Raw genomic sequence first — 15,894 nt, 5'->3', positions numbered from 1 at the left:
AGGGAGCGGTGAGGCAGGCCCCGCAGGGAGCGGCGAGGGAGAGCCCGCAGGAAGGCGCGAGGCTGGCCCCGCAGGGAGGCGCGAGGCAGGCCCCGCAGGGAGGCGCGAGGCCCGTGCCCCGCCATGTCGCGTGCGTCATGGACGGGAACGGCAGATGGGCCGAGCAGCGCTCCCTCCCGCGTACGTCCGGCCACCGCGCCGCCGAGACGACCGTGATCGACGTCATCGAGGCGGCCCGGACGGCAGGCGTCGAATGGCTGAGCCTCTACGCGTTCTCCACCGAGAACTGGCGGCGCCCCAGCAGCGAGATCGACTACCTCATGCGCCTCGTCCGCCGCGTCGTCCGCAAACACGCCCCGCTCCTGCACGCCCGCGGCATCCGCTGCCGCTTCCTCGGCGTGGCGGACCCGAGGATCCCCGCACCCCTCGCCCGGGACTTCGCCGACCTGATGACGCTGACCGACGCGAACCGGGGCATGACGCTGACCGTGGCGTTCGACCACGGCGGCCGCAGGGACATCGTGGAGGCGGCGCGGTCCCTCATCCGCAGCGGGGTGTCGGCCGAGGCCGTGGACGAGGAGTACTTCGCGGCCCATCTGCCCTTCCCCGACACACCCGACGTGGACCTGGTCATCCGGACCTCCGGCGAGCAGCGCATCTCCAACTTCATGCTCTGGCAGGTGGCCTACGCCGAGTGGATCTTCCCGCCGGCGCTCTGGCCCGACTTCCACGCGCCGCACTTCCTGGAGTGCCTGCACTCCTACCAGCAACGCGAGCGCCGCTTCGGCGGCGTGACACCGTACGCGAACGGAGAACCCCACCCGTGACGGACACCGGCACAAGCAACAGCGGACCCCACGACGACGCCACCCGGCCCGCCCCGGAGTCGCTCTTCGGCCCCGACTCCCAGTTCCACCGCTTCTTCAACGACCCGCGCTGGGCCCTCGCCATGGTCAGGGCCACCGTCCTGGAGGCCGCGCACCCGCAGATCGGCGCGGCCCTCATCGACAACTCGACCTTCGTGGCGCACCCGTGGCGACGGCTGCGCAACACCCTCGTGAGCCTCCAGCGCATGTTCGGCGCCGACGAGGAGACGCGGCAGCGGGAGGCGGCGCGGCTGAACCGGCTGCACGGACGGCTGAGTGGTACGGATGCCCGGAGCAGGCCGTACGACGCGATGGACCCCGAGGTCCGCGCCTGGGTGGTCGCGACGCTCTTCGAGAGCTCCGTCACCATGTGCCGGCTGAGCGGGCAGCCGCTCGACCGGACCACCATGGAGCAGCTGTACGCCGAATTCCAGGCGTTCCTCGCGGCGTTCGGGGACCGGGCCGGTCATCTGCCGCCCACGCTGCCGGAGTTCTGGCAGTACTACGACCGTGTGGTCGAGGAGGAGCTGGAGAACACCGAGGCGCTGCGCATCATCCTCTACAAGCTCTTCGACCACCTCCCGGCGCCGCCGCTGCTGGACGGGCTGCCCACGGTGTGGGCGGCGGGGCGCGCGCTGGCCGGACCGGTCATCGGCACGATCACGGTGGCGTCCCTCCCCGAACCCTTCCGCCGGCGCGCGGGACTGCCCGAGATCCCGGGCGCCCAGGCGCTGATGCAGAGCGCCTACATGGCCGCGGGCCTCGCGCGTTTCCTGCCGGACCACTGGCTGCGTACGGACCAACTCACCAGCCTGCTCTACCTGTCGCCGGACAGCGACGACCCGAAGGCCGCGTCGCTCACGGCGTTGCGCGGCCGGATGAAGCGGGCGGGCGCGCTGTTCCGCCTGGTCACGCCCTTCCCCGTACAGCACGGGCCGGTCGACGTATCGGGCGCGCAGAGCAAAGCCGGGGAGTTCTTCGCCGAGGTACTTGACCAGACGGGCGACGGGTATCTGGACTGGCCCGATCTCGCGGCCATGGCACGGGAGTTGTCCTCCCGGCTCGACCTGGACGAACCGGAGGAGACCAAGCTCTACAACGCGTACGCGGAGTGGTGGCGGGAACTCCAGACCGCCCTCGACACCGACGGCGACGGCCGCGTGAGCCGGGAGGAGTACGCGTCCGCCGTCCCCTCCCTCGCGGGCCCCGCGCTGATCAGGGTCGCCGAGGTGCTCTTCACCGTCACGGACGCGGACGGCAACGGCTCCATCGACGCGACGGAGTACCGAGCCCTGTTCCGGACCGGCTTCCACCGTACGGTGACGGGCACGGCCGCGACGTACTCCCGCGCCGCCTTCGTGAAGGACTTCCTCTCCTTCATGTCGGGCCGCCAACGCTCAACGGCGTTCGATCCGTTGCTGGCGGGGGCGTAGGCGGGAAGCGACGCGCAGGAGGGAAGCGACCAGCCATCTACCGCCCACGCCCGGTCGGGCGTGGGCGGTAGTGGCCTCCGGCCGGCTAGGCGAACTGGCCGGCCCGGTAGTCGCCCGCCGGCTGCTGGAGGATGACGTTCGCCCGGTTGAAGGCGTTGATCAGGGCTATCACGCTCACCAGCGCGGCCAGCTGCTCGTCGTCGTAGTGCTTGGCGGCATTCGCCCAGACCTCGTCCGGCACGCCGCCCGCCGCGTCGGCGATACGGGTGCCCTGTTCCGCCAACTCCAGGGCGGCCCGCTCGGCCTCGGTGAAGACCGTGGCCTCCCGCCACACCGCGACCAGGTTGAGCCGTACCGACGTCTCACCGGCGGCGGCGGCGTCCTTGGCGTGCATGTCGGTGCAGAAGCCGCACCCGTTGATCTGACTGGCGCGGAGCTTCACCAGCTCCTGGGTCGCGGCGGGCAGTGTCGAGTTCTGAAGCACCTTTCCCGCCGCGATGATGTGCTTGAAGACGTTGCCCAGCGTCGGACTGCCGAAGGCGTCAAGACGGGCACTCATGGTGATCTCCTCTGCCGTGGCCGGCTTCCGTGGCCGGCGCCGTGCTTACACACGTACGACGGAACGGCTCGACGAGATGTGACACGGACCGGACCCTGTGCCGTGCGCCATCGCCGTACTCGCTACAGCCCGACCACGGCGGGGCGGGCATCCGGGCGCCCGTACGCCAGGACGCGCCGCAGCACCTCACGCAGACGCGCCACGTCCGCGGCCGGCGCGCGGAGCAGGGCCTCGACCACCGGATCGGCCAGGCCGAGGTCGTCCAGGGACGACGGGTCCAGAGTCACCCGCAGCACGTCGCCGTCCAGCTCGACTTCACGTACGCAGCCGTAGGCGGTGCCCTGGTCGGGTGTGACGAGGCAGTGCGTGTCCATGCCCAGGGACACCTCCTGCGCGTCGGGCTCGCCGAAGTCGCACATGAACAGAAGGGAGAACGCCTCGTGGTCGTCCGACTCGGCCACCCCCGCCGTCGGACAGCAGCCCTGATCGTCGAGTCCGCAGACCACGTGTGCGGTAAACCTGTACGTCATACGGGAGTTCTAACACCCGGGGCCGACAGCGGCGCGGACACGGCCTGGTCGCGGCGTTGAAGGAGGTAGAGGTCCCAGTTGTCAGGGTCGCCGACGCGGACGAACAGCTTCGGGTGGTCCGGGGTCCCGGATATCTCCCAGGTGACCGTGAGGCAGTTGTCGGCGGACACCGCCACCTCCTGGGCCCATGGTCCGTCCCCCGGGTCGTACTCCCAGCTCCCGGTGCTGGTACATGCGTGCGTCACGGGCTCGATGAAGTCGTCCTCGAACGTCCGGACGCCAGCCGCCGTGGCCGTGCCGTCCGCCGCGAGGACGAGTGTGCCGCCCCTTCCGTCGGACCATGTCCCGGCCAGTTGTCGCGTGCTCAGCCGCGGGGGCTCGTATCCGAGTCCGGCGTACAGGCCGAGGCCGGCGAGTGTGACGGCGGTGACGACGGAGAGGGTTCCGTACAGCATTATCCGACCGAACATCGTGCCGCTGGAGAGCCGCGGGCGGCCCGGCAGCAGCAGCCTGCGGCGACCAGTGCGGTGACGGCGAGCGCCGCTGTCATGCCGAGCCATAGGCCGAGGCGGGGCATAGGGCCGACCTCGGCGAGCACCACGGGCGGGGCGGTCACGGTGGCCGCCGTCGCCGGGACCCACCACCACGCCTCGCGCCCCGCGAGCCGTCGGCCCAGCCACGCGGCCGTGACCAGCACCGGCATCACCAGGCCGACCGACAGCAGGGCGCCGACCACCGCCCCGGCGACCGCCAGGAGCGGCGCCACCACGATCAGGAGCAGGACCGCCATCGGGTTGTATGGAAGCCCCGGGTTCTCGTACGTCTGCTCCCGTACGGCGAGAGCGAGCGCCCCGATCACCGCTTCGACGATCAGCACCGACACCGAAGCCGTCAGCACGGCGCCGAACCTGTCCCTCACGCGTACCTCCGTCGGCACAGCCGCCCGTACCGGCTCCCGAATTTTTGAACACATTCAAATCCCCTCCCGCCCCGCATCCTCCCTCGCGTGTACGGGCTTCCCGCACCCGGGTCCCGGCGGTCTCGATTTGAACCAAAGCTTGGCCCGGTAGCAGCCGGGGCCGCCCGCATCGGATACGCCGACAGCGGGCGGATGGTGAGGTGCCACCGTGTCCGCGAGCGTGGAGATATGGGGCCGGGGTCGCATCCTCCTCGTTCCGTTCCCGCAGGAGGGGGATTGCCCCGTCACGCCGGGGCCCGTCGCGCGTTGGACAGGTATGAGCGTGATGTTGCTGTCCGAGTCCATGTTTTCCGGGGGACCATCCGTCTATCTGCGTCCCCTTCGCAAGGCGCAAATGACCCGAGGGTGGGTGCTCGAGGCACCGGTTGCGGAACTCGCCTCGCTGGCGGCAGAGGCGAACTCCCCGCGTCGCCTCAGGGCGCGCAGAGGCTTCCTGTACGACAGTGACCGGACCCTCGCCTTGGCGCGGCTGCTGGAAGAGTCCCCGGAAGATTTTGGTGCCGTCGGTGCGATCGTGTTGGGCGCGGACGAGGTGTGCCCGGTGCCGGCTGCGGGGCACTTCACGGAACTTGTCCGGGTGGATGGTGTGGAGTGCATCGACGGATTGCAGCGCCTGAGGGTGATCGCCGACGCGTGCGAGACGCTGGATCCGTCTTACCTCGCCAGAGCGGTCGTCCGGGTTGACATCGTCGTGGGTGCCGAGCGTGCGCGTGCGCGTCGGCTGCACGATACAGCTGATTCCTTCGTCAACGCCCGAAATAATCAGGACCGGTTGTTGTGTTGCCCGAACATCAACCGCCTGATGAACGCCAATTGGGAGAGGGGAACCTTCGACCCCCGCCGGGGGGTGATGCTTGGCCCGCGCGGGCTGTCGTACAGCATGGTTGAAGTATCCCGGGCCTTGGCCTGCTTGTCCGGGCCCGGTCCTGAGCTTGCCCACGCCGTGTCGACCGGTGCGGGTCTGGAAGCGCTATGGGGTGACACGGCTTCGGAGTCCTATCGCACTTTGTTTCACACCGGTTTGGAACCGGTCGGTGTCGTGCGAGCTGTCGAGGCTTGGCAAGCGGCGCACGAGGCGCTGGACGACCTGCCCGCTTCTCGTTCCACCAGAGGGCATGGACACCTGATCCAGTACGCACCCGAACTCATCTGCTGGGAGGCGTGCCGCTTCCTGCCCCGTGATCAACTGCATGATTCCGCGTCGGTATTTCGCTGGGAAAGGGCCATCCCTCTCGATGTGAGGACAGCGACCCTGGAGGCGGCCGACCGTTTGATCGCGTGCTACGAAAGTGCGGTTCCCGGTATGCACCAATACGTCAAGAAGGCTCCGCAGCTGTCTCTGTGGCGCAAGCTTGTACGGTGACCAACCTAGCTGCCCAGCTCTCCTAGCCGGGTGAAGCGCCCCAGTCAGGTCCGGGGGGAGCCCATGGCGGTACGGAGGCTGAGGACCGGGATGCGGCGTACTCGGTCAGGCTGGTGGCGAGTCGACGCGCCACGCCATTCCGCAAACAGGACCAGTCGGCATCGCCGAGGCGGGGAGCGATCCCATCTCGCAGATGCCGCTGCCCCGGGCCGGGAGACCGCAGTCGTACATATTCGTCGGTCCTTATCGTGACCCATTCCGAGGTACGCACCACATGCCAGAGCGAGCGCGGTCGGTACTCGTACCCCACCCCCCTGAGCCAGTGATCGATCTCAGTGAGTCGCAACGGCCGGTCGCAAGAGTGAAGGGTCAGGCGAGATACCTCCTCTAAGGTACGGGGACCGGGCAGCGGGCCGTGCCGGAACAGCCCGTACCGGCCTGGGCCCGCCCAGCAGAAGCGGCGGTCTCCCGCCATGACTGTCATCGCGGACTTCGCAGGGATTTCCTTTGCGAAGGTTTGCGCGGCGATGGTTGCGAAGAGTTGCGCGCTCAACGGTGTCCTGACCGCGCAGGCGACGGCGTACAACAGGTCTTGGTGCCGCCGTCCTGAGGGTGCACGGCATGCGCAGCCATCGTTCTCCCACCAGCCGAGTGGTGCCGCGCACCGGGCGCACGCGCTCTCCGAGGTTCCGGGCCAGGGCCGTCGCCAGGGGCCGGCCACCAAAGGGCCGGTGACGGTCGAAAGGCCCGTCGAGTGACTCATCCGCGGCTCCAGTCAATGTCGGAGGAGAGCCCGAAGCTCATCGGCAGGTGGCCGGAGGCGTCGAAGAAGCCGATGACGTCGTCGGAGTCGATACGTTCCAAATTGCGGGCAGCCGCCGCTTCCAGAATGGTGTGAGCCTTGCGCAGCACATCGCGCGGTTTTCGGTTGGAGCGGGTGAACAGAGAACCTACGGCTTCCTTGGTGAAGGGGAAGAGGTCGTCGTCGGTGCGCGAGACTTCGTCCTTCGTCGCGGCCCTGACGTAGGGCCGGAGCAACTGGGCGACCTGCGAGGGGTCGCGAAGGGCGGACAGTTTCACGGTGCTTGCCTGGTTCTGTTCCGTCAATGCGAAACTCGGCAGATCGGCGAGGTCCCAGGCAGTCCCGATCGTGACGGCGGCCCTCGGATGCATGGTCACGACCATCGTCACCATGTCGGCCATGGGCAGCGTTTCCACGATCACGTCCCGGAAACGCTCAACCTCCAGGTCGCGTTTGGCCTTCGCCGTTGTAGTGCTGGCCAAGTCTTCCAGTTGGTCGCAGAAGACGAGCACGTGCTCGATCCCCGCAGCGGCTGCGAAGAGCAGGAACGTTGCCATGTGCACCGCCCCGTTGCGAGAGCGCGATGTCGGCGTCAACCTGGTCATGTATTCCTCGGCAGCCGTCGGATCGCTCTCGCACAGGGCGGCGATCAACTTGTCATCGGGCGGTCCCAGAGTCCGGCCACGCAGTGCCCGGTGGCCCTGGGCCACGACGTCGGCCAGCTTTCTGGCGTCGGTGGTTCCTGTTCTGTGCACGAGTCTTTCCCGGAGCCGGCTGGCAAGCGTCGGGCCATTTCCTACCCGAGACTTCACCGCATAATCGACCGCCACAAACAACGCGGCGGACAAGGTTCGGATCTGCGAGGTGTCAAATCCGGTCACCAGACAGCAGATGGGAACCTCCTCGGCGTCTTCCTCATCCAAACCGGCGGAGAGGCAGACCGATTTCCCGAAGTCCTTATTGATCCAGCCCGCCACATGCTGCATGAGGACCGTCTTGCCGAAGCCACGGGCGTCGGAGTCACCGGCGACTACATTGTCCGACCACAAGTAACCGAACTTCAGGCCGCCGTAGGACATGCGGAGCACGAATTTCTCCACGACCTGGCGCAGTTGATCAGCATGAACGGAGGGTTCATATAGCGTGCCGTTCTCCCGGGTGTTCGAGCCGCCGGAAACGGCCATGCCGGTGGCGGGGAAGGGATTGCCGCGTAGCTTCCACTCTCTTTTCATCCACACGACGGCAGGCACCGGAGAGGAATCACTCATGCACGAGCACCTCTTCACGGGCATCAGCCCGGTCGATTCTCATCACGTGATAGATCCGGGGGTGCCCGGGGGGCGTCAGCATGACAAGTGGCCGGGTCGAGCTGGGAATCCGTCCGTGCGACGCCTCGTCCAGATGCACACGAAAACCGATGTTGCACATCTCGCCGCGCGCTGCCGCTGTGAGTGCGGCATCGAAGACGCCGTCGTTGATCCGTCGATCCCAGCAGACAGCGGCTCTGATGCGCCAGACCGGCCGGTACATCTCCTGTGCGGCGGAGCCGCGTTCGGCGTTCCACATGCGTGGCACGGCTTGCATTGCGGCCCGCTCTGCCTCGGGCCCCACTGTGCGCCGGAAGTCCGCCGGTGTCCCCGTGCCAGTCACCGTCGAGGTTGCCCAGAGCCGCAGAGCGGACGGCCCCGGCGCGTAGTAGCTGAAGTTCGCGAGACCGAGGAACCGGGTCCATCTGCGGAGCAATTCGTGACTGATGTAGTCCACCGAGCAACCTGCGGCACTGAACGCCAGTCGTACGGCCGCCTCTTCACACAGCGCGGCCAACTGCCTCCGCCGGCCGATCGGTGACGCCGGGTTTCCAGCCTCTGTCTTGGCGGCCTTTTCCTTCCTCGCCCCGTACTTCGCCGCTCGCTTTTCCTCTCTCTTCTCCTCCAGCAAAGCCCGCTCCGCCGTGCGGCGTTGAGCCCGCGATACGTAATCCCGGAGCGTCTGTCCGATCACGTCAGGCGTTGCCGACCATCCCAGGTCACCTTTACGTACGGCTTCGACGGTATTAGCAGTGAACGCCGCCAGATACGCCTCGTCGTCATGTCCCGGATTCCCCTCGCCACGCATCAGTGGAATCGTCAAGTGATTCGCCGCGCTGTCCGGTCGGGCACCCACCAACCTCAAGTACCCTTCGAATTGAGGATGGGCTTCCATCAGTGCGCCGGCTAGGGCGTTGAAACCCTCCGCCGGCCGATGAGCCACCAGTTCGGTCCACTCACGTCCGGCCGCTGTCATCGTGAACGTAGCGTGGGCGTGCTCGCTCGCTGAGATCCGAGTGGACGGCAGGACGCGTCGCTCGATCCACCTGAAGCGCATCAACTCCTTGAGCACGTCGGCCGTGCTGTGGACGTACTCCTGCCCGTCAGCACGCTTTTTCTCCCACTTGCTCGCATTGAACGCCCCTACAGTATCGGTCTCCCAGGCATGGCGAGCGGCCCGGTCGACCACGGCCACACGGATCTGCTCGAAAGTTTTTCCCTCGGCGACCGCCTGCGCCGCCGTCTCCACATAGGAGAGTTCCTGGAGGCGCGGGATTCCGGAACCTCCCACGCTCACGATCCAACTCTTTCCGGTTCCCAGGTACGCATGACGACTTCCTTCCATGTTCCTTGAGCCCTGATGGGTCGTGAGGGTGTGATGCCTCCCCTCATGGGCGATGAGGGCAGCGGCCAAAATACAAATTGCCACACTCCTGATTTTTTGGGGCTCGCTGGCACGCTTCGTCTCTACAGTTCACACCAATCAGTCCCCCGAGGCCTCAAAAAGGGGAACGAAAGTTCGGCTCTCAACGAGATATTCGACGGAGGTGAATCGGTCAGCCTCGGCCACTTCGGCCGGAACGCCGGACCTTCCGCTGATTGTGACGCGCGTCGGAAGTTTCACACCCACAGTTCAACCACCTGGGCGCTTTGCTGCCCGCTTCAGTCGCATGAAAGGGAAAAATGACTGTCACAGAGAATGTGGCTGCTCCACACGAGATCATCACGGTGGATCTGCCCACGGCCTTCGACCCCGGCTGGAACCGTCTTCCAGGGATTCACGTGGACGGCCGCCGCATCACAATCGATCCGGAAAAGTACTTCTTCCGCTTTGAGTCGCACAGTTGGCTCGTGGCGGACTGGGATCTCGTGACGTCGGAACTTCTTCCGGTCGAGGAGACGACCGCGAGTGCCGTCGAGCAGATGGCGCTCGACTTCATCAAGAGGCATGCCGTCCGTACCTCTGATCCGGCCCGCGTCCTCTCCACCGCCTACCAGGTGTATGCGTACCTGTTTCGCGACGAACACCTCAATGGTCTCGGCCTTTCGCAGGTCACTGCCGACCACCTGAGGATGCTCCGTGAGGCCGCCACGCTGATGGCGCTCAACAAGGTCGAACTGGATGGGCACATCTCCAACGTCGGCCCGTGCTGGTTCTTTCCTGCGGCCACTTCTGTGGTCTTCGGCCTGGATGACAGCGTCGGCGACATGCTCGATGAGGTCTACCACGGCGGCTGGTTCAACGAGCACCGCCGCGTCGAGTCCATCAAAGCTCATGCCGCCCTGGGCGGACGCCTTGTCCATGGATGCCAAGCGGTACCCGACCAGTCCGGAGGCGTGGTCGCTCCGTACGGCGCGTCCATGACGCTCTTCCGCGAAGACCTCAGTGCGTTCAAGGTCGGCTGGCTCGCCCAGGTGTACGCCCACCGTGTGACGACCGCGGACTGAACCATCGCCCGGGCCGTGGCGTGCGCCAGTTGGCGCGCCTTGTCACCGATGCCCGGCCCGGGCCCCCGGTGGCCACTCCCCGACCGAGCGGCTGAACGCCGGTGTCTTTCCCCTTTTGTCGCTGGTTTGCGACACCCCGTTCGCAAGCCCCCACCATCGTTCTCGGAGACGTGCATGATCACGCTGACCTCTCCCTGGTACGCCTACGCAAGACAGTCCCCCGACGAGCCGGGTGGCTCCCTGTTGCCACCACCGCGCCTGGAGTGGGGCACCTACCCCGGCACAGGTCCGGGCACCGAGGCGTTCGTCCGAGATGTGCGAGGCCGCAAACTCCTGGAGCTCGGCTGTGGCGCCGGCCGCAATGCGGCATACCTGGCCGGCCGCGAGGGTGCCCATGTCACTGCCATCGACATGATCGATCTTCAGATTCGCCGCGCCCGAGACCACTATGGGCACCTGCCTGGCGTCTCCTTTCTTACCTGCGATGCACTGCGTTTCCTTCGGCACGGTACTGAGCGGTTCGACGGGGTGTACTCCGTTTTCGGCGCCGTCGGACTTGTCGACCCTGACGTCCTCTTGCCCGCTATCCGCGCGCGACTCAACCAACACCGACCTCTGGTTTTCTCGGTCCCCCACCCTCAACGCGCAGGCCGTCGGCCCGCGCTCGGCCGCGCTCTAACTGACTTCCTAGCTCTACCGGACGGCACCCACCGTGCATTGGCGCGCTGGGAGTTCGACGTACCCCAGTGGGCAGCCACCCTTGCCTACGCGGGTTTCCGACTCTCTCGTGCCCAAGAGCTTAAAAACCCGCGTCACGCCCACACTCCGAGCACTCTTCTGATCACTGCCCGCAGACTCTGAACGTCCCACCACCGGCATCCCGTGGCGGTGGCAGAGGTCCGCCGCCTCTGCCACCGCTCGCGTGCCGGCGTTGGAGTGCCAGTGGCTCGTCACCAGGTGACCGGCAGTGAGCGGAGGCCGCTGAAGAACTCTTTGTCTCGCCAGTGCAGCTCCTTCTCAGGGACGGCCAGGCGCAGGGACGGGAGGCGGGTCGTCACGCGTTCCAGGGTCGTCCGGAGTTCGAGGCGGGCCAGGTGGGCGCCCAGGCAGTAGTGGATGCCGTGGCCGAAGCTGATGTGCGGAGTGCCCGGGCGGTCGAGGATCAGGCGGTCGGGGGACGGGAAGGCGGCGGGGTCGTGGTTGGCGGCTGCCTGGGAGACCACGACCGGTTCGCCGGCCCGGATCAGGACGCCGCCCAGTTCCACGTCCTCGGACGCGTAACGCGGGAGGGTGAGGCCGTTGAGCAGGGGGACCAGGCGCAGCAGTTCCTCCACGGCGCGGGGGATCAGGTCGGGGCGGGTGCGGACGGCCTTCAGTACGTCCGCGCCGCCGGCCCCCGCCTCCCCCGGCAGCAGCAGGACCGCGAAGAAGTTGGCGATCTGGTTGGTGGTGGTGACGAAGCCGCCGATGAGGATCTCGTTGAGCAGGCCCGACAGTTCCTCCTCGGTCAGGGCGCCGTCGTCGGAGGCCCGGACCAGGACCGTGATCAGGTCGTTCGCGGGGGTACGGCGCCGGTCTTCGATCCAGTCGCCCATGCGGGTGAAGAAGTCCTTGGCGTGCCGCTGGACGACATCGGGGGTCACGCCCCCGGACGTCACCGCGTCCGCCCAGGCCCGTACCCCCGCCCGGTCGGCCTTGGGGACCCCGGTGAGTTCGCAGATGAGGGTCAGCGGGAGGGGGAAGGCCAGGTCCTCGACCAGATCGCTGGGCGGGCCCGCCGCCACCATCCGGTCGAGCAGCCCGTCGACCACCTCACCGGCATGGCCGCGGAGGCGCTCGATGCGGCGGGCGGTGAACTCCTTGGACAGCAGCGCGCGCAGCTGCGTGTGGCGGGGGGCGTCCAGGGCGATGAGGCCCCCGCCGGTCCTGGGCATGGGGCCGATACGGGGCTGGTCGCGGTGGACGGCCTCCGCGAGGCTGAACCGGGGGTCCGACAGGACCGCGCGCACGTCCTCGTAACTGCTGGCGAGCCACGCGTCGTCCCCGTACGGCAGCCGGACCCGTACGGGTGGCCGGTCGCGCAACTGCCCGTAACCGCCGGGCAGTCCGAGGCCCCCGGCGGTCCAGAACGGGTACGCGAGGGGCTCCGGGGAGGTGTCCCGGACGATCGGGCAGACATCGGGGGGGACGGTCACGGATGTTCCTTTCTCGAAGGGGGGAGAGCACGTCGCTCTCAGTGGTGCGGGCCCACCGGGATGTCCACGTGCGTCGGCAGCGGCGCGCTCGTGTCCACCGACGCCGTGAAGTCCACCCCGTCGTCCCGGCAGATGAACTGCATGACCTGCCGCCCCGCCGCCGCCGCGCGGATCAGGCCGCCCGTGGTGGCCCACACCCCGGAGAGGTAGAAGTTCTCCAGACCGGGCAGGACGGGGCCGTTCTTCTTGACCAGCTCCTCCATCAACTCGCCGCTCTCCACGAAGGGCTGCCAGCCGAGGAAGGTGCCTTCGAAGCTGTTGGTGTACCGGATCTGGGTGAGGGGCGTGCAGGTGTCCCGTACCACCACCGAGTCCTTCAGCCCCGGATACAGCTCGTCGAGGAAGTCCACGACGGCGTCCCTCGTCCGCCGTTTCGCGAGGGCGTACGGCTTGCCGCGCCGGACCGGGAGCGTGTGCAGCTCCGCCCCCCTGCGGGGACGGCTGAGCCGCTCCGGGCCCTCGGCGAGTTCTCGCCAGGCGGCCGTGTCCGAGAAGTACGTGGCGTAGATGACGGTGGTGTCCTCGGGCGACAGCTCGGGGTAGAAGCGGCTGCGGAACTGGACGTTGAGGCTGGGGTGCCGGATGCCCGTCAGCCGCGAGGCCGTCGCCTCGTCCAGCAGGTGCGTGGTGGTGGGATCGGCGTCCGGGAACGGCCGGCGCAGGCCGAGGAAGACGCTCGCGTACCCGGGGAAGACCATGCCGGGCCGGTGCAGGGTCTCCCGGTACAGGGTCGCGTACTCCCCCTCCAGATACCGCCCGCCGAGCAGATCGAGGAGCGTACGCGGCCCGTCGCACGCCGAGACGACGATGTCGGCATGGTGCTCCTGCCCGTCGGAGAGGCGCACGCCGACCGCGCGGTCGTCCCTCACCAGGATCTCCTCGACCATCGCGTTGTACGTGATCTCCCCGCCGAGGCTCAGGTAACGCTGTTCGATCGACCGCGCCAGGCCCAGCGAGCCGCCCTCGGGCACCCCGGCCGACCGGTGCGCCTGGGCGGCCATCTGGAAGTAGAACGGCAGGACGGGGAAGCCCGGGTGCTTCTCGTACAGGATGTAGTTGAAGGCGTCCCGCAGGAGCGGGTCCTTGAAGCGGGCCGAGTAGTCCGACATCAGCACGGACATCGACGTACGGAAGAGGTTGAAGTACGGGAGGAAGCCGGCCAGCATCCGCCAGCGCTCCCGGCGGCTCATCAGCCCCACCGGTTTGAGGAAGGGGTACGACGGCAGGCAGGCGATGAACTTCCGCAGTCCCGCGCAGAAGGACCGGATGGCGCGGGCGTCGGGCGGGGACAGCGACAGCAGATGGCTCTCCAGCCGGTCGGGGTCGCAGTAGAAGTAGACCGTGCGGCCGTCCCTGCCCCGGACGGTGTTGAAGACGTCGAAGTGGCGCATCTCCTTCCCCTGGAGCGCGCCGAGTTCGAGCCAGATCTGGTGCATCTCGTTGCCGGGGCCGTTGCCGAGCAGCCAGCTGACGCAGGCGTCGAAGGTGAACTCGCCGCGGCCCCAGCCGGTGCAGCAGCCTCCCGGGATCTCGTGCATCTCGAAGACCTGGGTGCGGTAGCCGTTCATCTGGCCGTACGCGCCCGTCGAGAGGCCGCCCAGGCCGCCGCCGATGATGATCATGCTCTTTCGGCGGGGGGCCGCCGTGGTGGCCGCTTTTGTCATGGTGCTCACTTCGGTCGTCACCGCACCCTGCGTGTTTCGAGCTGGGGCAGCCGCCCCAACTGGTCCGGATGCCAGGGCGTCGTACCGCCGCTCTCCCAGGCGTGGAAGTCCAGGCCGAGTTCCTTGCACAGGTACTGGGCGACGAACCGGCCGCCCGCGGCGGCGCGGATCAGGCTGCCGCCCGCGAACCACTGGCCCGCGACGGAGAACCCGGCCAGGCCGGGCAGCCGCATCCGGTCCTTGTTGATCAGGCCCGTGATCACGTCGTCCGCCGCCGTGAAGGACTTCCAGCCGAGGATGCTGCCGCCCCGTACCCCCGTGTACCGCTCGGTGGTCGCCGGGGACGCCACGTCCACCACCTCGATGGCCTCGCCGATGCCCGGGTGGTGCCGTTCCAGGAAGCCCCGGACGAAGTCGGCCACCTCCTGCTTGCGGGCCCAGTACGCCTTGCGGTCGGTGGTACGCAGCCGCTTCCAGGACGCGTAGTCGCTGAAGTACGTGCAGTGGACGACGGACTTGCCGGGCGGGGCGAATCCGTCGGAGTAGCGGGAACGCATCTGCACGACGAGGCTCTTCTGGAGGACGCCCGGCAGCGCCGCGCAGTCCTCGTCGGAGAGCAGGTACGTGGTGCTGTGCCGGGCGTCCGGGTCCAGTTCGCCGTCGATCCCGACGAAGGCCGAGACCATGCCCGGGTAGAGCAGGTCCGGGCGGTCGGTCATCCCGAAGAGCTTGTCGACCCTCGGACTCGAATACCTGCCGCCCAACAGCCCCTGGATGGTGGTGACCCCGTCACAGGCCGAGACGACGTGGTCGGCGAAGTGCCGTTCCCCGCCGCGCAGTTCGACGCCGATCGCGCGGTCGTTCTCCACCAGGACGCGCTCCACCCGGGCCCGGTAGTCGACCCGCCCGCCGAGCGCCGTGTACCGGTCCTCCACCGAGCGGGCCAGGCCCAGCGAACCTCCTTGGGGGAAACCGGCGTTGAGGTGGTACGCGCTCGCCATGTTGAACAGGTACGGCAGCAGCGGGAAGACCTCGTGGTCCTGGAAGAAGATGAACGGGAACGCCCGCCGCAGCAGCGGGTCCTCGAACCGGTCGCAGAAGCTCTCCATCCGGGTCACGGCCGTACGCCAGAACAGCGCGAAGGCGGGCAGGACCGCCCGCAGGGTGGCCAGCTTCTCGCGCGGCGACTGGAGGGGCGGCGGGGTCAGGAAGGGATAGTGGTTGACGCGGATGAAGCGCCGCAGGTCACGGCAGAACGCCCGGATCGGGCGGGCGTCGGCCGGCGAGATCTCCAGGAGGTGCGCTTCGAGGCGGTCGGGGTCGTTGTAGAAGGTGACCGAGCGGCCGGTCTCGTCCGTGACGGTGTTGAACATCTCGAAGTTCGCGATCGACTTGCCGTCGAGCGCGCCGAGTTCCCGCCAGAGGCGGTTGGCGTCGTTGTTGTGCCCCGTACCGGTGAGCCACTCGATGCAGTAGTCGAAGATGTAGTCCTCGCGCGCCCATGCCGTACAGCAGCCGCCGGGCACGACGTGGCGCTCGAAGATACGGGTCTCGGCGCCGCTCATCTGCGCGTAGCAGCCGGTGGAGAGGCCGCCGATGCCCGCGCCGATGATGATCACCCGGGGTGGGTCTCCGGGGGTACGGCCGGCTGCCGCGGCCCGTGAGGCCCGCGCTTCCCACACCGGCCT

General features: G+C 67.9%; 14 protein-coding genes. 5 read left to right on the top strand and 9 right to left on the bottom strand.

All coding sequences use genetic code 11. The features are described 5' to 3' along the window. Positions 1 to 137: 137 nt before the first annotated feature. Positions 138 to 827 carry a polyprenyl diphosphate synthase gene (gene uppS / locus GT042_RS02250; protein WP_161307008.1) on the top strand — a complete coding sequence of 230 codons (690 nt, stop codon included), beginning with the start codon at positions 138 to 140 and terminating at the stop codon, positions 825 to 827. After that, positions 824 to 2,299, top strand: coding sequence for an oxygenase MpaB family protein (locus GT042_RS02245; RefSeq protein ID WP_345943655.1), 1,476 nt, complete (start codon positions 824 to 826; stop codon positions 2,297 to 2,299). Before uppS ends, GT042_RS02245 begins: the two co-directional genes overlap by 4 nt. Before the next feature lie 85 nt (positions 2,300 to 2,384). Here GT042_RS02245 and GT042_RS02240 read toward each other — a convergent pair whose 3' ends face one another. From GT042_RS02240 to GT042_RS02225, 4 genes are all read right to left on the bottom strand, one after another. Continuing rightward, complete coding sequence (locus tag GT042_RS02240; RefSeq protein ID WP_161307002.1) at positions 2,385 to 2,858, bottom strand: carboxymuconolactone decarboxylase family protein; 474 nt, start codon at positions 2,856 to 2,858, stop codon at positions 2,385 to 2,387. A gap of 122 nt (positions 2,859 to 2,980) precedes the next feature. Then, the gene (locus GT042_RS02235) at positions 2,981 to 3,388 is read right to left on the bottom strand and encodes an Imm10 family immunity protein (protein WP_161307001.1); all 408 of its coding nucleotides are present in this window, start codon (positions 3,386 to 3,388) and stop codon (positions 2,981 to 2,983) included. Further along, positions 3,385 to 3,843, bottom strand: a complete 459-nt coding sequence (locus tag GT042_RS02230) for a hypothetical protein (RefSeq protein ID WP_161307000.1) — start codon at positions 3,841 to 3,843, stop codon at positions 3,385 to 3,387. Before GT042_RS02230 ends, GT042_RS02235 begins: the two co-directional genes overlap by 4 nt. Then, positions 3,843 to 4,307 carry a hypothetical protein gene (locus GT042_RS02225; protein WP_161306999.1) on the bottom strand — a complete coding sequence of 155 codons (465 nt, stop codon included), beginning with the start codon at positions 4,305 to 4,307 and terminating at the stop codon, positions 3,843 to 3,845. Before GT042_RS02225 ends, GT042_RS02230 begins: the two co-directional genes overlap by 1 nt. Positions 4,308 to 4,629: 322 nt before the next feature. On the opposite strand from GT042_RS02225, the gene GT042_RS02220 reads away from it, so the two are divergent. After that, a complete protein-coding gene (locus GT042_RS02220; RefSeq protein ID WP_161306998.1) occupies positions 4,630 to 5,730 on the top strand; it encodes a hypothetical protein in 1,101 nt (366 codons plus the stop codon). A 759-nt stretch (positions 5,731 to 6,489) separates the two neighbouring features. On the opposite strand, the gene GT042_RS02215 is transcribed toward GT042_RS02220, so the two are convergent. Both GT042_RS02215 and GT042_RS02210 read right to left on the bottom strand, forming a co-directional pair. Next, positions 6,490 to 7,800, bottom strand: coding sequence for a hypothetical protein (locus GT042_RS02215; RefSeq protein WP_161306997.1), 1,311 nt, complete (start codon positions 7,798 to 7,800; stop codon positions 6,490 to 6,492). Then, on the bottom strand, positions 7,793 to 9,136 hold the full coding sequence (locus GT042_RS02210; RefSeq protein ID WP_237530403.1) for a hypothetical protein: 1,344 nt from the start codon (positions 9,134 to 9,136) through the stop codon (positions 7,793 to 7,795). Before GT042_RS02210 ends, GT042_RS02215 begins: the two co-directional genes overlap by 8 nt. Positions 9,137 to 9,522: 386 nt before the next feature. On the opposite strand from GT042_RS02210, the gene GT042_RS02205 reads away from it, so the two are divergent. Together GT042_RS02205 and GT042_RS02200 are read left to right on the top strand one after the other, a co-directional pair. Beyond that, positions 9,523 to 10,287: a hypothetical protein gene (locus GT042_RS02205; RefSeq protein ID WP_161306996.1), complete on the top strand. Its 765-nt coding sequence runs from the start codon at positions 9,523 to 9,525 to the stop codon at positions 10,285 to 10,287. 174 nt (positions 10,288 to 10,461) lie between these two features. Next, positions 10,462 to 11,148, top strand: a complete 687-nt coding sequence (locus GT042_RS02200) for a class I SAM-dependent methyltransferase (RefSeq protein ID WP_161306995.1) — start codon at positions 10,462 to 10,464, stop codon at positions 11,146 to 11,148. A gap of 89 nt (positions 11,149 to 11,237) precedes the next feature. Here the strand turns inward: GT042_RS02200 and GT042_RS02195 are convergent, their stop codons facing one another. From GT042_RS02195 to GT042_RS02185, 3 genes are read right to left on the bottom strand one after another with little or no spacing between them, the layout of a single operon-like run. Continuing rightward, positions 11,238 to 12,482 (bottom strand): cytochrome P450, encoded by a 1,245-nt coding sequence (locus GT042_RS02195; RefSeq protein ID WP_345943654.1) that lies wholly within the window; start codon positions 12,480 to 12,482, stop codon positions 11,238 to 11,240. A gap of 38 nt (positions 12,483 to 12,520) precedes the next feature. Next, the gene (locus tag GT042_RS02190; protein WP_161307004.1) at positions 12,521 to 14,164 is read right to left on the bottom strand and encodes an NAD(P)/FAD-dependent oxidoreductase; all 1,644 of its coding nucleotides are present in this window, start codon (positions 14,162 to 14,164) and stop codon (positions 12,521 to 12,523) included. Between the two features lie 59 nt (positions 14,165 to 14,223). Beyond that, positions 14,224 to 15,888: an NAD(P)/FAD-dependent oxidoreductase gene (locus tag GT042_RS02185; protein WP_345943656.1), complete on the bottom strand. Its 1,665-nt coding sequence runs from the start codon at positions 15,886 to 15,888 to the stop codon at positions 14,224 to 14,226. Between the last annotated feature and the right edge of the window lie 6 nt (positions 15,889 to 15,894).

It is taken from the genome of Streptomyces sp. SID3212, assembly GCF_009865405.1.
Lineage (GTDB): Bacteria > Actinomycetota > Actinomycetes > Streptomycetales > Streptomycetaceae > Streptomyces.
This window is presented reverse-complemented; position numbering and strand designations above follow the sequence as displayed.